At 64.4% G+C, this 19,316-nt stretch carries 17 protein-coding genes and 1 pseudogene; 16 read left to right on the top strand and 2 right to left on the bottom strand.

Going from position 1 to position 19,316, the window contains the following annotated elements; genetic code table 11:
* Positions 1 to 289 precede the first annotated feature (289 nt).
* Together KNW02_RS18240 and KNW02_RS18235 are read right to left on the bottom strand one after the other, a co-directional pair.
* Positions 290 to 991, bottom strand: a complete 702-nt coding sequence (locus KNW02_RS18240; protein ID WP_216034649.1) for a response regulator transcription factor — start codon at positions 989 to 991, stop codon at positions 290 to 292.
* A complete protein-coding gene (locus KNW02_RS18235; RefSeq protein WP_216034648.1) occupies positions 988 to 2,865 on the bottom strand; it encodes a hybrid sensor histidine kinase/response regulator in 1,878 nt (625 codons plus the stop codon). The genes KNW02_RS18240 and KNW02_RS18235 overlap by 4 nt, the downstream gene beginning before the upstream one ends.
* A 231-nt stretch (positions 2,866 to 3,096) precedes the next feature.
* Here KNW02_RS18235 and KNW02_RS18230 point away from each other — a divergent pair, with 231 nt between their 5' ends.
* The 16 genes and pseudogenes from KNW02_RS18230 to KNW02_RS21315 form a co-directional block, all read left to right on the top strand.
* Positions 3,097 to 5,070 carry an AMP-binding protein gene (locus KNW02_RS18230; protein ID WP_216034647.1) on the top strand — a complete coding sequence of 658 codons (1,974 nt, stop codon included), beginning with the start codon at positions 3,097 to 3,099 and terminating at the stop codon, positions 5,068 to 5,070.
* On the top strand, positions 5,067 to 6,032 hold the full coding sequence (locus KNW02_RS18225) for a methyltransferase domain-containing protein (protein WP_216034646.1): 966 nt from the start codon (positions 5,067 to 5,069) through the stop codon (positions 6,030 to 6,032). Before KNW02_RS18230 ends, KNW02_RS18225 begins: the two co-directional genes overlap by 4 nt.
* Entirely contained in the window at positions 6,029 to 6,154 is a 126-nt protein-coding gene (locus KNW02_RS21145) for a hypothetical protein (protein WP_256447766.1), read from the top strand. Before KNW02_RS18225 ends, KNW02_RS21145 begins: the two co-directional genes overlap by 4 nt.
* Entirely contained in the window at positions 6,151 to 6,657 is a 507-nt protein-coding gene (locus tag KNW02_RS18220) for a hypothetical protein (protein ID WP_216034645.1), read from the top strand. Before KNW02_RS21145 ends, KNW02_RS18220 begins: the two co-directional genes overlap by 4 nt.
* A complete protein-coding gene (locus KNW02_RS18215; protein WP_216034644.1) occupies positions 6,654 to 7,478 on the top strand; it encodes an ABC transporter ATP-binding protein in 825 nt (274 codons plus the stop codon). Before KNW02_RS18220 ends, KNW02_RS18215 begins: the two co-directional genes overlap by 4 nt.
* A gap of 15 nt (positions 7,479 to 7,493) precedes the next feature.
* Entirely contained in the window at positions 7,494 to 8,477 is a 984-nt protein-coding gene (locus KNW02_RS18210) for a branched-chain amino acid ABC transporter permease (RefSeq protein WP_431356772.1), read from the top strand.
* Between the two features lie 16 nt (positions 8,478 to 8,493).
* Positions 8,494 to 9,570 (top strand): branched-chain amino acid ABC transporter permease, encoded by a 1,077-nt coding sequence (locus KNW02_RS18205; RefSeq protein ID WP_216034643.1) that lies wholly within the window; start codon positions 8,494 to 8,496, stop codon positions 9,568 to 9,570.
* 49 nt (positions 9,571 to 9,619) lie between these two features.
* Positions 9,620 to 10,903, top strand: a complete 1,284-nt coding sequence (locus tag KNW02_RS18200) for an ABC transporter substrate-binding protein (RefSeq protein WP_216034642.1) — start codon at positions 9,620 to 9,622, stop codon at positions 10,901 to 10,903.
* A 56-nt stretch (positions 10,904 to 10,959) separates the two neighbouring features.
* The gene (locus tag KNW02_RS18195) at positions 10,960 to 11,781 is read left to right on the top strand and encodes an ABC transporter ATP-binding protein (protein ID WP_216034641.1); all 822 of its coding nucleotides are present in this window, start codon (positions 10,960 to 10,962) and stop codon (positions 11,779 to 11,781) included.
* Between the two features lie 11 nt (positions 11,782 to 11,792).
* Complete coding sequence (locus KNW02_RS18190; protein ID WP_216034640.1) at positions 11,793 to 13,013, top strand: phenylacetate--CoA ligase family protein; 1,221 nt, start codon at positions 11,793 to 11,795, stop codon at positions 13,011 to 13,013.
* Between the two features lie 84 nt (positions 13,014 to 13,097).
* A complete protein-coding gene (locus KNW02_RS18185) occupies positions 13,098 to 13,862 on the top strand; it encodes a flagellar motor protein MotB (protein WP_216034639.1) in 765 nt (254 codons plus the stop codon).
* Positions 13,863 to 13,947: 85 nt separating this feature from the next.
* Entirely contained in the window at positions 13,948 to 15,264 is a 1,317-nt protein-coding gene (locus KNW02_RS18180) for a flagellar hook protein FlgE (RefSeq protein WP_216034638.1), read from the top strand.
* 39 nt (positions 15,265 to 15,303) lie between these two features.
* Positions 15,304 to 16,761 carry a flagellar hook-associated protein FlgK gene (flgK, locus tag KNW02_RS18175; RefSeq protein ID WP_216034637.1) on the top strand — a complete coding sequence of 486 codons (1,458 nt, stop codon included), beginning with the start codon at positions 15,304 to 15,306 and terminating at the stop codon, positions 16,759 to 16,761.
* Between the two features lie 2 nt (positions 16,762 to 16,763).
* The gene (locus tag KNW02_RS18170) at positions 16,764 to 17,780 is read left to right on the top strand and encodes a flagellin family protein (protein WP_216034636.1); all 1,017 of its coding nucleotides are present in this window, start codon (positions 16,764 to 16,766) and stop codon (positions 17,778 to 17,780) included.
* Entirely contained in the window at positions 17,777 to 18,877 is a 1,101-nt protein-coding gene (locus KNW02_RS18165) for a flagellar basal body P-ring protein FlgI (RefSeq protein ID WP_216034635.1), read from the top strand. The genes KNW02_RS18170 and KNW02_RS18165 overlap by 4 nt, the downstream gene beginning before the upstream one ends.
* A gap of 293 nt (positions 18,878 to 19,170) precedes the next feature.
* Positions 19,171 to 19,316 (top strand): annotated as a pseudogene (locus tag KNW02_RS21315) (IS256 family transposase); the annotation flags it as partial.

Here is a 19,316-nt window from a genome sequence, read left to right as displayed (position 1 = left end):
CAAACACCACAATTCCCATAGCGCCAAACCGGACCGCGGCTTCGTTCAATCCGGCTTCAATGAGGTCGCGGAACGCGCCAAGACGCCCCCGATCCGCCACGCGACCTCACAGAACCCTCCAGATTCCGAAATCTGCATTTGAGTGATTCATGGGGTGTCAACTTTGACGATGGAGTTGACATGATATGCGTGCTGTGCCCCCCGCTTTCTCCTCCATCTGAGGTTAGAGTCTGACCTGCCCGGCCTGAAGAGGGACCGTTAAGTGGACACGTAAACCAGCCACCCCACCTCACCCGGTCTCGGCCAGAAAGATATAGCCCGCGCCATAGATCGTCTTGATCAGGCGCGGGTTTTTCGGATCCTCGCCCAGCTTGGTCCTGAGCCGCGAGATGCGGACATCCATGGCGCGGTCGAAGCTGTCGCCGGCCGCGCCGCCCAGGGTTTCCAGCATCTGGCTGCGGCTGATCAGGCGGCGGGGATTGTCGGTGAACATGCGCAGCACCTCGGCCTCGGCATGGCTCAGGGGCGTCTCGGTGCCGTCGGGGGCGATCAGCGCGTAGCGGTCGAAATCGGCCGTCCAGCCGGCAAAGCGCACCGTCTGCCCGCCGCGGCCCTGCGGCTGCGCGGGCTTGCGCAGGCGGGCGCGGATGCGGGCGACGACCTCGGCCGGCTCGAAGGGCTTGATGATGTAGTCGTCGGCGCCCAGTTCCAGCCCGGTCACCCGGTCCTGCACCTGCGCGCGTCCCGAGATGATGATGATCGCGGCGCCGGATTCGGTCGCCAGCCGGTGGACCAGCGCCAGCCCGTCGCGGTCGGGCAGGCCCAGATCGATCAGGCAGGCATCCGGGGTGATGCGGCGCAGGGCCGCCTCGAACTCGGTGGCGCGGGCGAAGCCCACCGTGCGGAACCCCGCCTCTTCGAGGGCCGAGGACAGCAGCCGGCGGATCTCGGGCTCGTCATCGAGAATTGCGATCAGGGGCGTGTCGGTCATGGGTGTTCCGTAGCAGCGGCGGCCTCGGCCAGTGCGGTGGCGAGGCGGGCAGGGGTGAAGGGTTTGGTCAGCACCGGGCCGGGCGCGCGGTCGCGCAGCGGATCGCCCGGCGGCAGCGAGGTCATCAGCACCAGCGGCAGCGGGCCGGCAAGTTCGAACCCCATGCCGTCGCCCAGCTGGATGTCCGACAGGATCATGGTCAGGCCGGGCAGGTCGGTCATGCCGCGCGCCTCGGTCAGGCTGGCGGCCTCGATCACCGCATGGCCAAGCCCGGTCAGTTGGCTGCGGATGCCGCTGCGCACGGCATCGTCATCCTCGACCAGCAGCAGCATCTGCCGGGTGACCGGGCGCAGCGGCAGGCGCAGGGTGACACGGGCGCCCTGGGCGGTGTTGCTGAGGCGCATGGTGCCGCCCGCCAGCTTGGTCTGGTCATAGACCATCGACAGGCCGAGGCCCGAGCCTTCGCTGCTTTTCTTGGTCGAGAAGAACGGCTCGGTGCCGCGACGCAAAGCCTCGTCCGAGAATCCGGGGCCGGTATCGCCGACCGAGATGCCGATCCAGTCGCCGCGCGCGCGGGCGAGGATCTCGATCCGGCCCGGCCCGGCCAGCGCAGCATTGGCGTTCAGGATCAGGTTCAGAAGCGAATCCTGCAACCCCTCGGGGTCCAGCAGAAGCGGTATCTCGGGCAGGTCGGTATGGACCGCAAGCCGGGTTCCCTCGTCCAGCGACGGGGTGGCCAGCGTCACCACCTCCGCGATCAGCCGCGGCAGATCGACCGGCTGCAGGCTGACCTCGCGCGGCAGGCTGATCCGCGACAGCCGGCCGAGCAGCGTCGCCCCACGCCGCGCGGCGGCCAGCGTGGACTGCACGTCCTCGGCCGCGTCCTCGGGCAGGTCCATGGCCGCCAGCCGGCCCTGAAGTCCAAGGATGATGGTCAGAAGATTGCCGAAATCATGCGCCATGCCCGAGGTCAGTTGCGCCGCGAGGCTGCGCTTGCTGGCATGGGACAGGGCTTCGCGCGCCTGCACCTCGTCGCTGACATCGGTGGACAGGGCATAGGCGCCCTGACCGGCCAGATCGGGGGTCAGCGCGATGCGGATGCGTCGGCCCGAGGTCGGATGGGTGATCTCGAAGACCTGCGGCTCGCCGGTCAGGGCCCGGTCGAGATGCGGCTTCAGCGTGGTGAAGGTCTCGGCCCCCAGCACCTCCGCGACCGTCTGGCCGATGATCCGGTCGGCCGCGCCGGGAAAGATCAGGGGTTGGCGGCGGTTCGAGAAGGTATAGTGATAATCGACGTCCACATGGGCGATATGGGCGGGCACCATCTCGGTCACCTGCCGGGTGCGCGCCTCGGTCCGGGTCAGGATCCGCTGTGCCTCTTGCAGGGCGGCATTGGTCGCGGCCAACTGGCGGTTGGCGGCGGCCAGCCGCTCGGCATGGTCCAGCACCTGTTCGCTCAGTTCCTCGGACCGGGCGCGCAGCAGCGCCTCCTGCCGCTTGATGTCGGTGATATCGGTATAGACGGCAACCCATCCGCCCTGATCCAGCGGCGCCCCCTCGACCGCGATCCAGCTGCCGTCCGGGCGCTCGCGCTCGAAGTAATGCGGCTGGAAGGTGCGCGCCTGTTCGACGCGCACGGCAACGGCGGCTTCGGGGTCGTCCTGCGGGCCGTATTCGCCGCGATGGACCAGCAGCCGGATGGTGTCTTCAAAGGTCGTGCCGGGCCGGGTGAGGTGTTCGGGCAGGTCGAACATCGCCTGATACTGGCTGTTTGCGACTGCCAGCCGCAGATCGGCGTCAAAGATCGACAGCGCCTGGCCGATCAGGTTCAGCCCCGAACGTGTCAGGTCCGCCCACAGTTCTTCCGGGCTCATCGGGCGTGCCCGCCCGGCATCGCGCCTGCCTGTCTCCCCCTGCCGCTGTCTGCCATTCCCGCTCCTCCCGTCCGCAGCGATAGCACCGGCGGGATTGCCGCGAAAGCCTTGTAACATTTCGTTGGATTCTCGAAAAACTGCGGCAAAGATTGCCGGCAAGAGTAGCGGCATCCGGAAAAAGGGGACGTTCCGGATACCGCGGTCAAAACACCGCGTGATACGGGAGGAATTATGACGGAACCGCAGGCGCCGCAGGGCGAATTGCACTCGATTCCCGCGCTGCTGGCGCGGAATGTGGCCCGTTATGGCAACCGGCCCGCCTATCGCGAGAAGGAATTCGGCATCTGGCAAAGCTGGACCTGGGCCGAGGCTGCGGACGAGATCCGGGCGCTGGCGCTCGGGCTGCTGGTTCTGGGACTGAAGCCCGGCGATCACATCGCGATCATCGGCCGCAACCGCCCGGCGCATTACTGGGGCATGATCGCGGCGCAGATGTGCGGCGCGGTGCCGGTGCCGCTCTATCAGGACGCGGTCGCCGAAGAGATGGCCTATGTCCTGGGCCATTGCGGCGCCCGCTTCGTGCTGTGCGGCGATCAGGAACAGGTGGACAAGGTCCTCGAGGTCGAGGAGACCGTCGAGGGCATCGAGCAGATCCTCTATACCGACAAGCGCGGGATGCGGAAATACGACCATTCACGCATGAACGCACTGGCCGATGTGCAGGCCGAGGGCCGCGCCGCCGCGCAGCGACTGGGGCCGGAACTGGACGCCCGCATCGCCGCGCAGGATTACGACAGCACCTGCGTCATGCTGTATACCAGCGGCACCACGGGCAAGCCCAAGGGCGTGGTGCTGTCCAACCGCAACATCATCGAGACCTCGAAGAACACGGCCGAGTTCGACCACCTGAGACAGCGGGAGGAGGTCGTGGCCTACCTGCCGATGGCCTGGGTCGGCGATTTCATCTTCTCGGTCGGGCAGGCGCTGTGGGCGGGTTTCACCGTCAACTGCCCCGAGGGCGCGCATACGATGATGACCGACATGCGCGAGATCGGCCCGACCTATTTCTTCGCGCCGCCGCGCGTCTTCGAGGGCGAACTGACCTCGGTGATGATCCGCATGGAGGATGCCGGCCGCATCAAGCGCTGGCTGTTCAGGCATTACATGGAAATCGCCCGCCGCGTCGGCCCGGCGCTTCTGGATGGCGAGCGGGTAAGCCTTGGTGACCGGCTGGCCTACGGGCTGGGCAACATCTTCGTCTATGGCCCGCTGAAGAACACGCTGGGCCTGTCGCGCATCCGCGTCGGCTATACGGCCGGCGAGGCGATCGGACCCGAGATCTTCGATTTCTACCGCAGCCTCGGGATCAATCTGAAACAGCTTTACGGCCAGACCGAGGCCTCGGTCTTCATCACCCAGCAGCCGGACGGGCAGGTGCGCTCGGACACGGTCGGCGTGCCGTCGCCGGGGGTCGAGGTCAGGATTGCCGAGAATGGCGAGGTTCTCTATCGCAGCCCCGGCACCTTCGTCGAATATTTCAAGAATGCGGACAGCACCGCCTCGACCAAGGATTCGCAGGGTTGGGTGGCCACCGGTGACGCCGGGTTCTTCGAGGAAAAGACCGGGCATCTGCGCATCATCGACCGCGCCAAGGATGTCGGAAAGATGGCGGATGGCAGCATGTTCGCGCCCAAATATGTCGAGAACAAGCTGAAATTCTATCCCAACATCCTGGAAGCCGTGGTGCTGGGCAATGGCCGCGACTTCTGCACGGCGATGATCAATATCGATCTCAATGCGGTCGGCAACTGGGCCGAGCGCAACAACATCGCCTATGCCTCGTATCAGGAACTGGCCGGCCATCCGCAGGTCTATGCGACCATCAGGGAACATGTCGAGGCGGTGAACCGGTCCGTGGCCGAGGACGAGATGCTGTCGGGCTGTCAGATCCACCGCTTTCTGGTGCTGCACAAGGAACTGGATCCCGATGACGGCGAGATGACCCGCACCCGCAAGGTCCGCCGGGCGGTGATCAACGACAAGTTCGCCGATCTGGTGACCGCGCTCTATGACGGCTCCTCCAGCATCTACACCGAAACCGAAGTGACTTATGAGGACGGCCGCAAGGGGTTGATCAAGGCGACGCTTAAGATCGAGGATGCGCAGGTATTCGGAGATTGGGCTCGAAAGGCAGTAGCCGCATGATGAATTCCCTTGCGCAGACAAATGACAACCTCGCCGAGATGGCGCCGTGGGCCGGCCTGCTGGCCTGCCCCGATTGCCGGGCGCCGCTGGCGCAGGCCACACGATGTGACCAGTGCGGAATGACCTTCGGGGCAGAGGAGGACGGCACGCCGGTGCTGTTTCCCACCCGCGGACGCCAGGTCGGGTTCGACCTGCCGCATGGCGCCTGCGATCCGTCGCGATTGAAGACCGACAGTTTCTTCCGCTATCCGGCCCGCCATGGCCAGCCGCGCGGCGGCACCTATCATCTCGACCGGGCGCATGCCGATATCATGGCGGGGTTGTCCAAGGACAGCCTGGTGCTTGACCTCGGTTGCGGCGGGGCGCAGATGCGCGAATGGGTCGAGGGGCAGGGGCTGCGCTATCTGGGCACCGATATCTCGAAGACACGCGTTCACGACTGGCTGCAGAAACATGGCGGTGCCGACCTGCTCTGCGACAGTCATGCGCTTCCATTTCGGGACGGCTCTGCCGACGTGATCTACAGTGCCGCGGTCTGGGAACATCTGGCCTTCCCGCAACTGGCCGCGCAGGAGGCCGCACGGGTGTTGCGACCGGGCGGCTATCACCTTGGCTCGGCCTCGTTTCTCGAGCCCTGGCATGATGCCAGCTATTTTCACATGAGCCCCTTCGGCGTTCACATGGCGCTGAGCCTTGCCGGGCTGAAACCGCTCTATATCTGGCCCGAAACGGCATGGCCGGGCTTCGTCGCGATCATGCAGATGGGCAACAAGGCCACGAAGCCGCTGAGCTTCATGGGGCGCCTGATGAACTGGTGGTATCTGGCGCCCAAGGCCGCGCAGGCCGCCCTGCGCCAACGCCGCTGGCCGCAACCGCAGGAACTGATCCTGCCGCGCGCCACGGTCTCGGGGGCCATCGCATGGATCGCGCAGAAACCCGGCGAGGAGACAGGAACACGATGAACGTCATGGAGCAGGGTTACACCACCGCCGACGGCCGCAAGGGGTTGATCAGGGCGACGCTCAAGATCGGGGACGCGCTGATGTCGGGCGTGATAGCGCCGCGGAAAGTGACGGCGGAATGAGCCTTCGTGTCACATTTGCGGGTATGCTCTGTTTCGCCTCGGCAGTTTTCGCGACCCCGGGCTTCGCGACAGAAGCCGGCCTCGAGGTGATCAAACAGACCGACTGCGCGGTCTTTGCCGCCATGATCAGTCACGCCAAGGAACCCTTGCCGGCTCGTGTCATGGCGCCCGCCCTAGCAAGCGAGCGAACGGATGAGCATTTCCGCCGGGCACTGACTCTGGGTGTTCCCCTGATCGAGGCCGGAGGAAACGATTTTCCGGGCCTGATGCGACCCGAGGCATTCGGCGGATCCGCCGAGGCAGGGATGGGACGGTACTATGCCGAAGCCTACCAGATACGCAACGATCTGTTCAAATTGGAGCGTGGCGAGCCTGACAGAGGCGACAAGGGTATGGACAAGCGCTTTGAGGCCTTGCGCGAGTGGTATCGTCTGCGCGCGGCCGTGATGCAGGGCGAATATGACGCCAAGGGATGTGATGACTTGCCGAGAGTTTCCCAATGACACATAGCCCTGCCGTTGAAACTTACACCACCGCCGACGGCCGCCAGATCGGCGGCGTGCTGATGGACATGCGCAACATCACCCTGCGCTTCGGCGGGGTCGAGGCGATCAAGGATATCAGCTTCGACATCCGCGAGGGTGAGATCCGTGCCATCATCGGCCCGAACGGGGCCGGCAAGTCCTCGATGCTGAACGTGATCTCAGGCTTCTATGTCCCGCAGGAGGGCGAGGTCTGGTTCCGGGGCCACCGGCGCGGGCCGATGAAACCCTATGAGGTGGCGCGGCTGGGCATCGCGCGCACCTTCCAGAACATTGCGCTGTTCGATGGCATGTCGGTTTTGGACAATATCATGACCGGGCGGCTGAACAAGATGAAGGCCGGGTTCCTCAGCCAGGCGCTGTGGTGGGGCGCGGCCGAGCGCGAGGAGATCGCCAACCGCGAGCAGGTCGAGAAGATCATCGACTTCCTGGAGATCCAGAACATCCGCAAGACGCCGGTGGGCCGTCTGCCCTACGGGCTGAAGAAACGGGTCGAACTGGCCCGCGCGCTGGCCGCCGAGCCGCAACTGCTGCTGCTGGACGAGCCGATGGCCGGCATGAACGTCGAGGAAAAGGAGGACATGAGCCGCTTCATCCTCGACGTGAACGACGAATTCGGCACCACCATCGCCCTGATCGAGCATGACATGGGCGTGGTCATGGATCTCAGCGACCGGGTAGTGGTGATGGATTACGGCCGCAAGATCGGCGACGGCACCCCCGACGAGGTGCGCAACAATCAGGAAGTCATCGACGCCTATCTTGGGGTGGCCCATGACTGACAGGGAGAGTGCCTGATGGATCAGCTGATCTATTCCGCCGAGATATTCCTCAACGGTCTGATGACCGGGGTGATGTATGCGCTGGTCGCGCTTGGCTTCGTGCTGATCTACAAGGCCTCGGGCGTGTTCAACTATGCCCAGGGGGTGCTGGCGCTGTTCGCGGCGCTGACGCTGGTCGGCATCCAGCAGGGGCAGGTGCCGTTCCGGCATCTGATCAACGCCATCTTCGGCACCCATCTGGAAAGCTTCGGCTGGACCCTGCCCTCGGTGCTGGCGATCCTGCTGACCGCCGGGGTGATGGTGCTGCTGGCCGTTCTGATCGAGAAGCTGGTGCTGCAACATCTGGTCGGGCAGGAGCCGATCATCCTGTTCATGGCAACCATCGGGCTGGCCTATTTCCTCGAAGGACTGGGCGACGTGATGTGGGGCGCCGATATCAAGACGCTGGATGTCGGGCTGCCGCAGGGAATCTCCGAAAGCATCGAATCCGTGACCGCCGCGTGGTTCGGCTATGGCTTCTTCATCGACCGGCTGGACATCTGGGCGACGGCGATCGCCGCGCTGCTGGTCGCCGCACTGGTCGCCTTCTCGCAATATACCAAGCAGGGCCGCGCCATGCGGGCGGTGGCCGACGATCACCAGGCGGCGCTGTCGGTCGGGATCTCGCTGCGCTTCATCTGGGTGATGGTCTGGTCGATCGCCGGTTTCGTGGCGCTGGTCGCGGGCATCATGTGGGGCACCAAGTCGGGCGTGCAGTTCAGCCTGTCGCTGATCGCGCTGAAGGCGCTGCCGGTGCTGATGCTGGGCGGCTTCACCTCGATCCCCGGCGCCATCGTCGGCGGGCTGATCATCGGCGTCGGCGAAAAGCTGTTCGAATTCTGGATCGGCCCGCTGATCGGCGGCGCGACCGAGAACTGGTTCGCCTATGTGCTGGCGCTGATCTTCCTCGTCTTCCGGCCGCAGGGCCTGTTCGGCGAGCGGATCATCGAGCGGGTATGAGAAAAAGGGGCAAGCAATGATCTACCGCGAGGCAGGCGATTTCAAGACGGGCTATCGTGATGATGGCCAGACCTTCCCGATCCGGCTGGACCGCTGGGGCTATTACGCGGCGCTGGCCGTGGCCTTCGGGATCATCCCCTTCGTCATCAACGATTACTGGGCCAATGCCGTCTTCGTGCCCTTCCTGATCTATGCCATCGCGGCCCTGGGGCTGAACATCCTGACCGGCTATGCCGGGCAGGTCAGCCTTGGCACCGGCGGGTTCATGGCGGTTGGCGCCTATGCCGTCTACAAGCTGATGACCGCCTTCCCCGAGATTAGCGTCGTCATCCATATCCTGCTGGCCGGCGGCATTACCGCCGTGGTCGGCATGCTGTTCGGCCTGCCCAGCCTGCGCATCAAGGGCTTCTACCTGGCTGTCGCCACGCTGGCCGCGCAGTTCTTCCTTGTCTGGCTGTTCAACAAGGTGCCGTGGTTCTACAACTATTCCGCCTCGGGCCAGATCAACGCGCCCGAGCGCACGGTTCTGGGCTGGGCGGTGACCGGCCCGGCGACCAGCGCCGCCGGCAAATACCTTGTCTGCCTGATCTTCGCGCTGCTGCTGGCCTGGGTGGCGCGGAACCTGACGCGCGGCACGCTGGGGCGCAAGTGGATGGCCATCCGCGACATGGATATCGCGGCCGAGATCATCGGGGTGAACCCGCTGACGGCCAAGCTCTCTGCCTTCGCGGTCAGCAGCTTCTTCATCGGCGTTGCCGGGGCGTTGCTGTTCGCCGTCTATCTGGGTGCGGCCGAGGTCGGCGAGGCCTTCGGCATCAACAAGAGCTTCCTTGTCCTGTTCATGATCATCATCGGCGGGCTGGGCAGCATCTTCGGCAGCTTCGCGGGCGCCGCCTTCATGGTGCTGCTGCCGGTCCTGCTGAAGAACGTGCTGGTCGGCAGCTTCGGCTGGCCCACCGATCTGGCCGCGCATTTTGAGCTGATGATCGTCGGCGCGCTGATCGTCTTTTTCCTGATCGTCGAGCCGCATGGCCTTGCCCGGCTCTGGGCGCTGGCGAAAGAGAAACTGCGGCTCTGGCCGTTCCCGCATTAGACCCGAAAAGACCGGATAACCGGCAAGTTCAACCTGGGAGGAAACCCGAATGAAGACGAAACTCACCGCACTCGTGGCAGCCGGGATGATGGCGGCAGCGCCCGCCATGGCCGATCTCGTGGTGCCCAATCTCAGCTATCGCACCGGCCCCTACGGCGCCAACGGCACGCAATATGCCGACGGTTTCAACGATTACTTCACCCTGCTGAACGAACGCGACGGCGGCATCGGCGGCGAGATCGTTCAGGTGCCGGAATGCGAGACCGCCTATAACACCGAAAAGGGCGTGGAATGCTATGAAAGCACCAAGGGCTCGGGTGCGCTGGTCTATAACCCGCTGTCCACCGGCATCACCTATCAGCTGATCCCGAAGGTCAGCGTGGACAAGATCCCGCTTTACACGCCGGGCTATGGCCGGACCTCGGCCAAGAACGGCAAGGTCTTCGAGTGGGTGTTCAACGCGCCCGCGAACTACTGGGACGGCGCGTCGGGGGCGATCAACTATCTGCTGGCCGAGAACGGCGGCGACCTGAACGGCAAGAAGATCGCGCTGGTCTATCACAATTCGGCCTATGGCAAGGAGCCGATCCGCACGCTGCAGGATCTGGCCGCCAAGCACGGCTTCTCGCTGACCGAAATCCCGGTCGATGCGCCCGGCCAGGAACAGAAAAGCCAATGGCTGCAGATCCGCCGTGACAAGCCTGATTACGTGCTGATCTGGGGCTGGGGCGTGATGAACCAGGCCGCCATTCAGGAAGCCGCCAATATCCGCTTTCCGATGGAGAATTTCATCGGCATCTGGTGGTCGGGTTCCGAGGTTGACGTGACGCCGGTTGGCGCCGGCGCCAATGGCTACAAGGCGCTGACCTTCCATGGTGTCGGCACCGAATACCCGATCTATGGTGACCTGAAGCAATATGTCATCGACCCCGGCAAGGCTTCGCAGGGCGGCGAGCATGTCGGCTCGGTGCTGTATTCGCGCGGCATGTATGCGGCGCTGGTCATCTCGGAGGCGATCCGCAAGGCGCAGGAACTGGCCGGCACTTCGGCGATCACCGCGACGCAGCTGCGCGACGGCTTCGAGCAGTTGGACATCACGCCCGCACGTCTGGAAGAGCTTGGCCTTCCCGATTTCGGCCCCGAGATCAAGATGACCTGCGACAACCATGGCGGTAGCGGCATGTCCCGCATGCAGCAATGGGACGCCGCGGCCGGCAAGTGGAACCTGATCACCGAGTTCTCGGAGCCGGATCAGGAGGTCCTCGCCCCGCTGATCACCGAGGACAGCGAGGCCTATGCGAAGGAAGCCGGGATCACCCCGCGCGACTGCTGACGCATCCGGCCCGGCGGTGTGACCACCGCCGGGCCACCACCCACCGGAGAACCGCCATGCTGGACGCCACGAACAGCGAGAACCTGCTGGAAGTCAACAATATCGAGGTGATCTACAACCATGTGATCCTCGTGCTGAAAGGCGTCAGCCTGTCCGTGCCGAAGGGCGGCATCACCGCGCTTCTGGGCGGCAACGGGGCGGGCAAGACGACGACGCTGAAGGCGATCTCGAACCTCTTGGCCAGCGAACGCGGCGAGGTCACCAAGGGCACGATCAGCTATCGCGGCGAGCGGGTGGCCGATCTGAACCCGGCCACGCTGGTCAAGAAGGGCGTCATCCAGGTGATGGAGGGGCGCCACTGTTTCGAACATCTGACGGTCGAGGAGAACCTGCTGACCGGTGCCTATACCCGCAGCGACGGCGCGGCGGCGGTGCGGCAGGATCTGGAGATGGTATATGACTATTTCCCGCGCCTGAAGGAGCGCCGCAAAAGCCAGGCCGGCTATACCTCGGGCGGCGAGCAGCAGATGGTGGCGATGGGCCGCGCGCTGATGTCGCGCCCCGAGACGATCCTGCTGGACGAGCCATCGATGGGCCTTGCCCCGCAACTGGTCGAGCAGATCTTCGAGATCGTCAAGGCGGTGAACGAGGGCGAGGGCGTGACCTTCCTTTTGGCCGAGCAGAACACCAATGTCGCCCTGCGCTATGCCCATTACGGTTATATCCTTGAAAACGGCCGGGTGGTGATGGATGGCCCGGCGGCGGCGCTGCGCGAGAATCCGGACGTGAAGGAATTCTATCTGGGCATGTCGGACGAGGGCCGAAAATCCTTCCGCGACGTGCGCAGCTATCGCCGCCGCAAGCGCTGGCTGGCCTGAGGATTTCCACCATGACAAGCCATTACGACGATCTGGAAACCCGCAGCCCCGACGCGCGCGAAGCCGCCCTGGCGGCGGAACTGCCCGTGGCCCTGAACCGCGCCAAGACCGCGCCCGCGCTGGCGCGGCTGCTGCGCGAGGTCGATCCCGCGGGTGTCACCGACCGGGCGGCGCTGGCGCGTCTGCCGGTGATCCGCAAGGCGGAACTGTTCGAGGCGCAGAAGAAGGCACCGCCCTTCGGCGGCTATACCACGCGGCGCGCGGCCGAATTCGACCACGTCTTTCAAAGCCCCGGTCCGATCTATGAACCCGGCCGGCGCGAGGGTGACTGGTGGCGGCTGGGCCGTTTCATGCACGCCTCGGGCGTGGGGCGCGGCGATATCGTGCAGAACTGCTTTGGCTATCACCTGACGCCGGCGGGAATGATGTTCGATTCCGCCGCCCGCGCCGTCGATGCGGCGGTATTGCCCGCCGGAACCGGCCAGACCGACCTGCAGGTCCGCGCCGCCGTCGATATCGGCACGACCTGCTATGCCGGCACGCCCGATTTCCTGAAGGTGATCCTCGACCGGGCGGACGGGATGGGGGAACGGCTGGGCTTCACCAGGGCGGTGGTCAGCGGCGGGGCGCTGTTTCCGTCGCTGCGGCAGGATTATGCGGATCGCGGGATCGTCACCCGGCAATGCTATGCCACCGCCGATCTGGGCCTTATCGCCTATGAGACCGAGGCGCTGGACGGCATGGTCGTCGATGAGGGGGTGATCGTGGAAATCGTCCGCCCCGGAACCGGCGATCCGGTGCCCGAGGGCGAGGTGGGCGAGGTTCTGGTCACGACGCTGAACCCCGACTATCCGCTGCTTCGCTTTGCCACGGGCGATCTGTCCGCCACGATCTCCGGCACCAGCCCTTGTGGGCGCACTAACATGCGTATCAAGGGCTGGATGGGCCGGGCGGATCAGACGACCAAGATCAAGGGCATGTTCGTCCGCCCCGAACAGGTCGCGGCGCTTGTCGCCCGCCACCCCGAGATCGCCCGTGCCCGGGTCATCGCCGAGCGTGATGGCGAGATGGACGTGATGACCGTGCAACTGGAATCGACGGCGGATGGGCCGGATGCCTATGCCGCCTCGGTGGCCGATACGCTGAAGCTGAAAGGGCGGGTGCAGATCGTTCCGCCGGGCAGCCTGCCCAATGACGGCAAGGTCATCGAGGATCGCCGCCACTATGACTGAATAGGTCGCATTTGATCCGTTAACTTGTTTGATCGCCGCGCTGCCGCAACATTCTACCCAAGTGTTGCAAGGCTGGGTGGCGTCATGGCTGCGGGAAAAGGCTCGTCTGGGGCCGCGATCATCATCCGGAAGGGAAGCGCCCCCGGCGAGGCTGGCCATCATGGGGGCGCCTGGAAGGTCGCATATGCCGATTTCGTGACGGCGATGATGGCCTTCTTCCTGCTGATGTGGCTGCTGAACGCGACCACCGAGAAACAGCGGGAAGGTCTTGCCGACTATTTCAATCCGACCATCGTCCGCACGCCGGGCGCCGCCGGTGACGGAATCGAGGCGGGCGTGCGTCACGCCGTCATCCAGAACGTTCCCGACAGCGAGAAGGCGGCAGATTTCGAGGAACTTGCCCGCCATGTCCAGCAGCAGCTGACGGGAACCGGCGCCGAATCGATGCAGCTGACGAACCTTCTGCGTCATGTGGTGACCCGGATGACCGACGAGGGGCTGGTGATCGAACTGACCGACCTGACCGGCCAGCCGCTGTTCGTCGAGGATACCGCGCAGCCGCAGCCGGCACTGACCGAACTTGCGGTGATCGTCGCCCGCGTACTGGGCCGGACCCGCAACGAACTGGCGGTATCCGGCCATGTGCGCGCCTATCCAGAGATGCTGGTCTCATCGCCGGTATGGGCCCTGTCGGACGCGCGCGCGCATGCCGTGCGCAACCTGCTGGAGCGCGCCGGGATGGAGCCGCGCCGGTTCCAGAAGGTGACGGGCTATGCCGATCGCAAGAACCGCTCGGCGAACCCGATGGATCCGGCGAACAACCGGATCGAAGTGATTTTACTGAGATGAACGGGCCTTCCGCGTGGCGGTTAGGCGAATCTTAAGCTGTCGGCAGGATAGTCGCGGCAGAAACTGATCTGAAAAGGGGGCCTTCATGTCCATGTCATCCGCGCTGAATGCAGGCGTTGTCGGTCTCGCGGCGAACTCGACCAGACTTGCGACGATCTCGGACAACATCGCGAATTCCGGAACCTATGGCTACAAGCGGATGGAGACCGAATTCGATGCCTTCGTCCTGAACCAGAACCGTTCGGCCGGGCTCTATTCCGCAGGGGGCGTCAGGGCCTCGACCTATCGCGCGATCGAGGAGGACGGGGCCCTGGTGCCGACCTCCCATCCCTTGGACATCGCGATCAGCGGGCGCGGCATGCTGCCCGTCACCTCGGCCGTCGATCTTGACAACGGTTTCGAGCAGCTGCCGATGATGCTGACCCGGACCGGCTCGTTCCGGACCGATGCCGAGGGGGTGCTGCGGACCGAATCGGGGCTGGTCCTGCTGGGCTGGCCGGCGCAGTCGGACGGAACGGTGCCGCTGACGCCGCGTGACACGATGGGCGCCCTGGAGCCGGTGCGGATCGCCGCCAACCAGACAGCGGGTGACCCGACGACGCGGGTCAGCCTTGGGGTGAACCTGCCCGCAACCGAAACCGTGCCGACCGCATCGGGCGATCCGCTGGCCCTGAAGGTCGAATATTTCGGCAATCTCGGTACGTCGGAATCGCTGGACATCACCTTTGTTCCCGACACCAGCGACCCGACGGGCATGTCCAACACCTGGGTGATGGAGGTCAGGGATTCCGCCTCGGACCCCGCAGCCAACCTGATTGGTTCCTACCGGATCGTATTCGACGACAGCCAAGCCAATGGCGGCAGCATCCAGTCGGTAACGACGCTGTCAGGTGGCGCATATGATGCGACCACCGGCGCATTGGCGCTGAACGTCGCCGGAGGGCCGATGGAGCTGTTCATCGGAACCCCGGCGGGGGCGACCGGGCTGAGGCAGCTTTCCGCAAGCTTCGCGCCCACCAACATCTCCAAGAACGGCTCACCCGTCGGTCAGTTGACCGCCGTCGAGATCGACGAGGACGGGTTCATGAAGGCGACCTATGACACCGGCTTCGTGAAGACGCTCTACCAGATCCCACTGGCCGATGTTCCGAACCCGAACGGCCTCATCTCGCTTGACGCGCAGGCGTTCAAGATTTCGCCGACCTCGGGGAATTTCTTCCTCTGGAACGCGGGCGATGGTCCGACCGGGGCGATTCAGGGCTATGCCCGGGAAGCCTCGACCACCGATGTCGCCGAGGAACTGACCCATCTGATCCAGACCCAACGCGCCTATTCGTCCAATGCGAAGGTGATCCAGACCGTGGACGAGATGCTGCAGGAAACCACGAATATCAAGCGCTGATAGGACTGCCGCGAACGACCTTCTGCTGGGAGACAAGACATGAGTATCGCACGGGCGCTGAGCAACGCGGTTTCGGGATTGACCGCCACCGCGCGCGGAACCGAAACGGTGGCCGCGAACCTCGCCAACGTGATGACGCCCGGCTATGGGCGCCGAGAGGTCGCCCTGTCGGCGCAGACGCTGGGCGGCAACGGGGGCGGTGTTCGCATCGACGGCGCCACGCGCATGGTCAATGCCACCCTCGTGTCCGAGGCACGGCTGGCGGCCTCGGCCCGTTCGGAATCGTCGGTACGGGCGGATTTTCTGGCCCGCATGACCGAAACGATCGGCCTTCCCGGCGAGGAAGGGGCGCTGACAACGGCCCTGACCAGGTTCCGCAGTGCGTTGCAGTCGGCGGCAGCACGCCCCGATGACGAGTTGCGCCTGACATCGGTGGTGGATGCGGCCGCCAGGCTTGCCGAGCGGCTGAACCAAAGCTCGGCCGCGGTGCAGGAGGCCCGGGCGACCGCTGACCGGGCCATTGCCTCGGATGTTTCCGCCCTGAACGCGGGCCTCGAGCGCGTGGCCTATCTGAACCGGCGCATCGCAATCCTTGAAAGCGAGGGGGCGGATCCCTCATCGCTGGTTGACGAACGACAGGCGGTGATCGACGGGATCGGACAGATCGTGCCGGTGCAGGAAGTCGCGCGAGAACACGGCAAGGTCGCGCTGTTCACCACCGAAGGCGCAGTTCTTCTGGATGGCAGCCAGCCGACCCGGCTGGCGTTCACGGCCGTCGGACAGATGACCCCTGACCTGGTTGCCGGAACCGCGCCGATGATGCGACTGGTCCAGAATGGCCAGGAACTGACCGAGGGTCAGATGCGCCTCTTTTCCGGGGGCTCGCTGGCGGCGAACTTTGCTGTTCGTGATGAACTTGCCCCACAGGTTCAGCAGGAACTCGACGCGCTGGCCTTCGATCTTCACGAAAGGCTTGCGGACCCGGCGGCGGATGGCACCCTGGGCGTGGCGGATCCGGGACTGTTCACGGATGCCGGCGGCCTGGCCGATGCCGCGTCCGTAAACGGTCTCGCGCAGCGCCTTGAAGTCAACGCGCAGGTCCGGCCGGAACTGGGTGGCGATCTGTGGCGGATCCGCAGCGGGATCGGTGCGGCGACGGCCGGGCCCGTGGGTGATTCATCGTTGCTGCTGTCGCTTGTCGACGCGCTGGGCGCGGTGGGCGCATCTCAACCCGGCAGTGGGTTCGACGGAAACGGTTCGCTGCAGGACCGCTTCGGCACGGTTGAAGCCCGTGCAAGCACGCGCAAGGTCAATGCCGAGACCGATCACGCGATGCGCAACAGTCGTGCAGAAACGATCTCGGCGCGGCTGATGGCTGATGGCGTGGACAGCGATGCCGAGATGCAGCGCCTGCTGCAATACGAACAGGCCTATGCCGCGAATGCCCGCGTCATCCAGGCTATCGAAGAAATGATGGACAATATCCTGAGGCTTTGACGATGACGGTTTATTCCATTGGTGATCGGGCGCGCGCCTTCGCGCTGCAGGTGGCATCCTACCGCCTCAAGACGACACTCGCGACGCTGACGGACGAAATGGCAAGCGGTGAGACCTCGGATATCGGTCAGCGGCTGCAGGGCAACACCCAGTCGCTTGCCCTGATCGAGGCGCGTATCACGCTGACCCAGCAATTCCAGCGAAACGCCTCCGAGGCCGCGTCGTTCGCCAAGGGAATTCAGGATGTCCTCGGGGCCGTGGAAACGCAGACAAGTACTCTGGGCCTGTCGCTGGTCGCCGAACCCTTCAGCGAGACCACGAGCCTGCTGGCGATGCGCGCGGACGAGGTTGAACAGGCCTTTGAAACGGTGGTTTCGCGTCTGAACGGCGCCGTCGGTGGGCGCTATCTGTTCTCCGGACTGAACAGTGATGCCCCGGCGCTGACCTCTGGAACCGCAATTCTTGACGCTCTGGTGGCCGAAACCGCTGGCTTGACGACGGCCAACGACGTCGTCCAGGCGGTCTCGGACTGGTTCGATGCGCCGGTCGGCGGGGGCGGTTTTCTGGATGTCGCCTATCAGGGCACCAATGGCGTTTCGCAGACCATTTCCGTCGCCGAAGGACAGTCGGTCGAGTTCGGGACGACTGCCGCGGACCCGGCATTGCGCGATGTACTGAAGGGGCTGGCAACCGCGGCCCTGGTGGGGCGCGGTGTGCTGGCGGGACAGTATCACGAGCAGCGAGACCTGATGCAGCGGGGCGGGCAAGCCCTGCTTGACAACAGTTCGCGCCTTCTGGCCGAATCTGCAAGAACTGGCTTGACACAGCAATTCATCGAACGTGCGCAGGCCGAAAACTCGGCCGCGGACGCGACCCTGCAGACGGCCCGCAACAATCTTCGCATTGCCGATCCTTTCGAGACTGCGGGCAAGCTCACGCAGGTCGAGTCCCAACTGGAGATGCTCTATTCGGTCACGGCGCGTCTGTCGAAACTCAAGCTGGTGGATTTCCTGCGGTGAGAACCTTTCTTGCAGTCATTCTTCTCAGCTTTCTTCCGGTGACCCTGCTGGCAGCGCCGGTCCGTATCAAGGATATCGCCGATTTCGACGGTGTCCGAGGAAATGACCTGGTGGGGTACGGTCTGGTTGTCGGACTGGACGGCACCGGCGACGGCTTTCGCAACGCGCCCTTTACCGAAGACATCCTTGGGGGGCTTCTGGAGCGCCTCGGGGTCAATGCCACGGACGATGCTCTCAGATCGAAAAACGTCGCGGCCGTGCTGGTGACCGCGTCACTTCCACCTTTCGCCCGATCGGGCAGTCGGATCGATGTCAACGTCTCGACCATAGGTGACGCGGAAAGCCTTCTGGGGGGGACGCTGGTGATGACACCATTGCTGGCCGCGGATGGTAATATCTATGCCGTGGCGCAAGGATCGATCATCGCCGGCGGCGTTTCAATCTCGGGAGAGGCGTCCCGCGTCGTCGAAGGCGTTCCCACCGCTGGAACGATACCGGTGGGCGCGCGGGTCGAGCGTGAGGTCGAGTTCGATTTCGCCGAGATCCAGAATATCCGCATCGCTCTTCGTAACGCGGACTTCACCACCGCGGCGCGTATCGAGGATGCGATCAACGCGGATTTCAACAAACGCCTCGCGGTCGCACAGGACAGCGGGACAGTGATTGTCGAGTTTCGCGAACTGGGCTCGGTGAACCCCGCGCGCGTGGTCGGACGGATCGAGAATCTCCTCGTCGAACCCGAGGATCGCGCCAAGGTGGTCATCGACCACAGGGCGGGCACGATCGTGATGGGCGAACGCGTCCGGATTTCCAGGGTTGCGGTATCGCAAGGAAACCTGACCCTGAGAGTCAGCGAAGCCGCGGTCGTTTCTCAGCCCAATCCCTTTGCCCAAGGGCAGACGGTCACCGTTCCACGTACCTTTGCGGAAGTCAGGGATGAACCGGGTATCGGTTTTGCAGAGGTTGCGGAAAATGCGACCTTGAGTGATCTGGTGGAGGGGTTGAACGCCCTGGGAGTTCGCCCCCGTGATATGATCGACATTCTCAAGTCAATTCATGCGGCTGGCGCTTTGCACGCGGATCTGATCGTACAGTAGGTTGAGGTTAAGGGTCCGCGGCGTCTGGCGATCACCTTAGCAACTGTGTCACTCAGACGGACCTCGGCTCCCAGACCTGATTTTTGCACAAGGTGTCTGCGATGCAGACGAACTTTCGTGCGACGGCGGTTACGATCACCCTGTGCGGCTTTCCGGCCTTGCGGAGACGATCGGCAAAAGTCTCTGGGGCGGGGTTGGGGCGGTTAAAATGCGCGTCGCCGCAGGCCTCCAGGGAGTGTCCGATCTTTTGTGTATGATTGATCGGGTCCATGCTTCACCGAAAGGAAGCATGTATGACGATCTCCAAGGAAGTTCTGGACGAGTTGCTGAAAGGCGTTGAGCGCCCGGAGGACCTGCTCGGCGATGCCGGGCTGATGAAAGAACTGAAGATCCGGCTGATGGAACGGATGCTCGGAGCCGAACTGACCGCGCATCTGGG

Source organism: Paracoccus marinaquae (assembly GCF_018860165.1).
GTDB lineage: Bacteria > Pseudomonadota > Alphaproteobacteria > Rhodobacterales > Rhodobacteraceae > Paracoccus > Paracoccus marinaquae.
The sequence above is the reverse complement of the archived record's forward strand: the minus strand, read 5'-3'. Positions and strand labels throughout refer to the sequence as shown.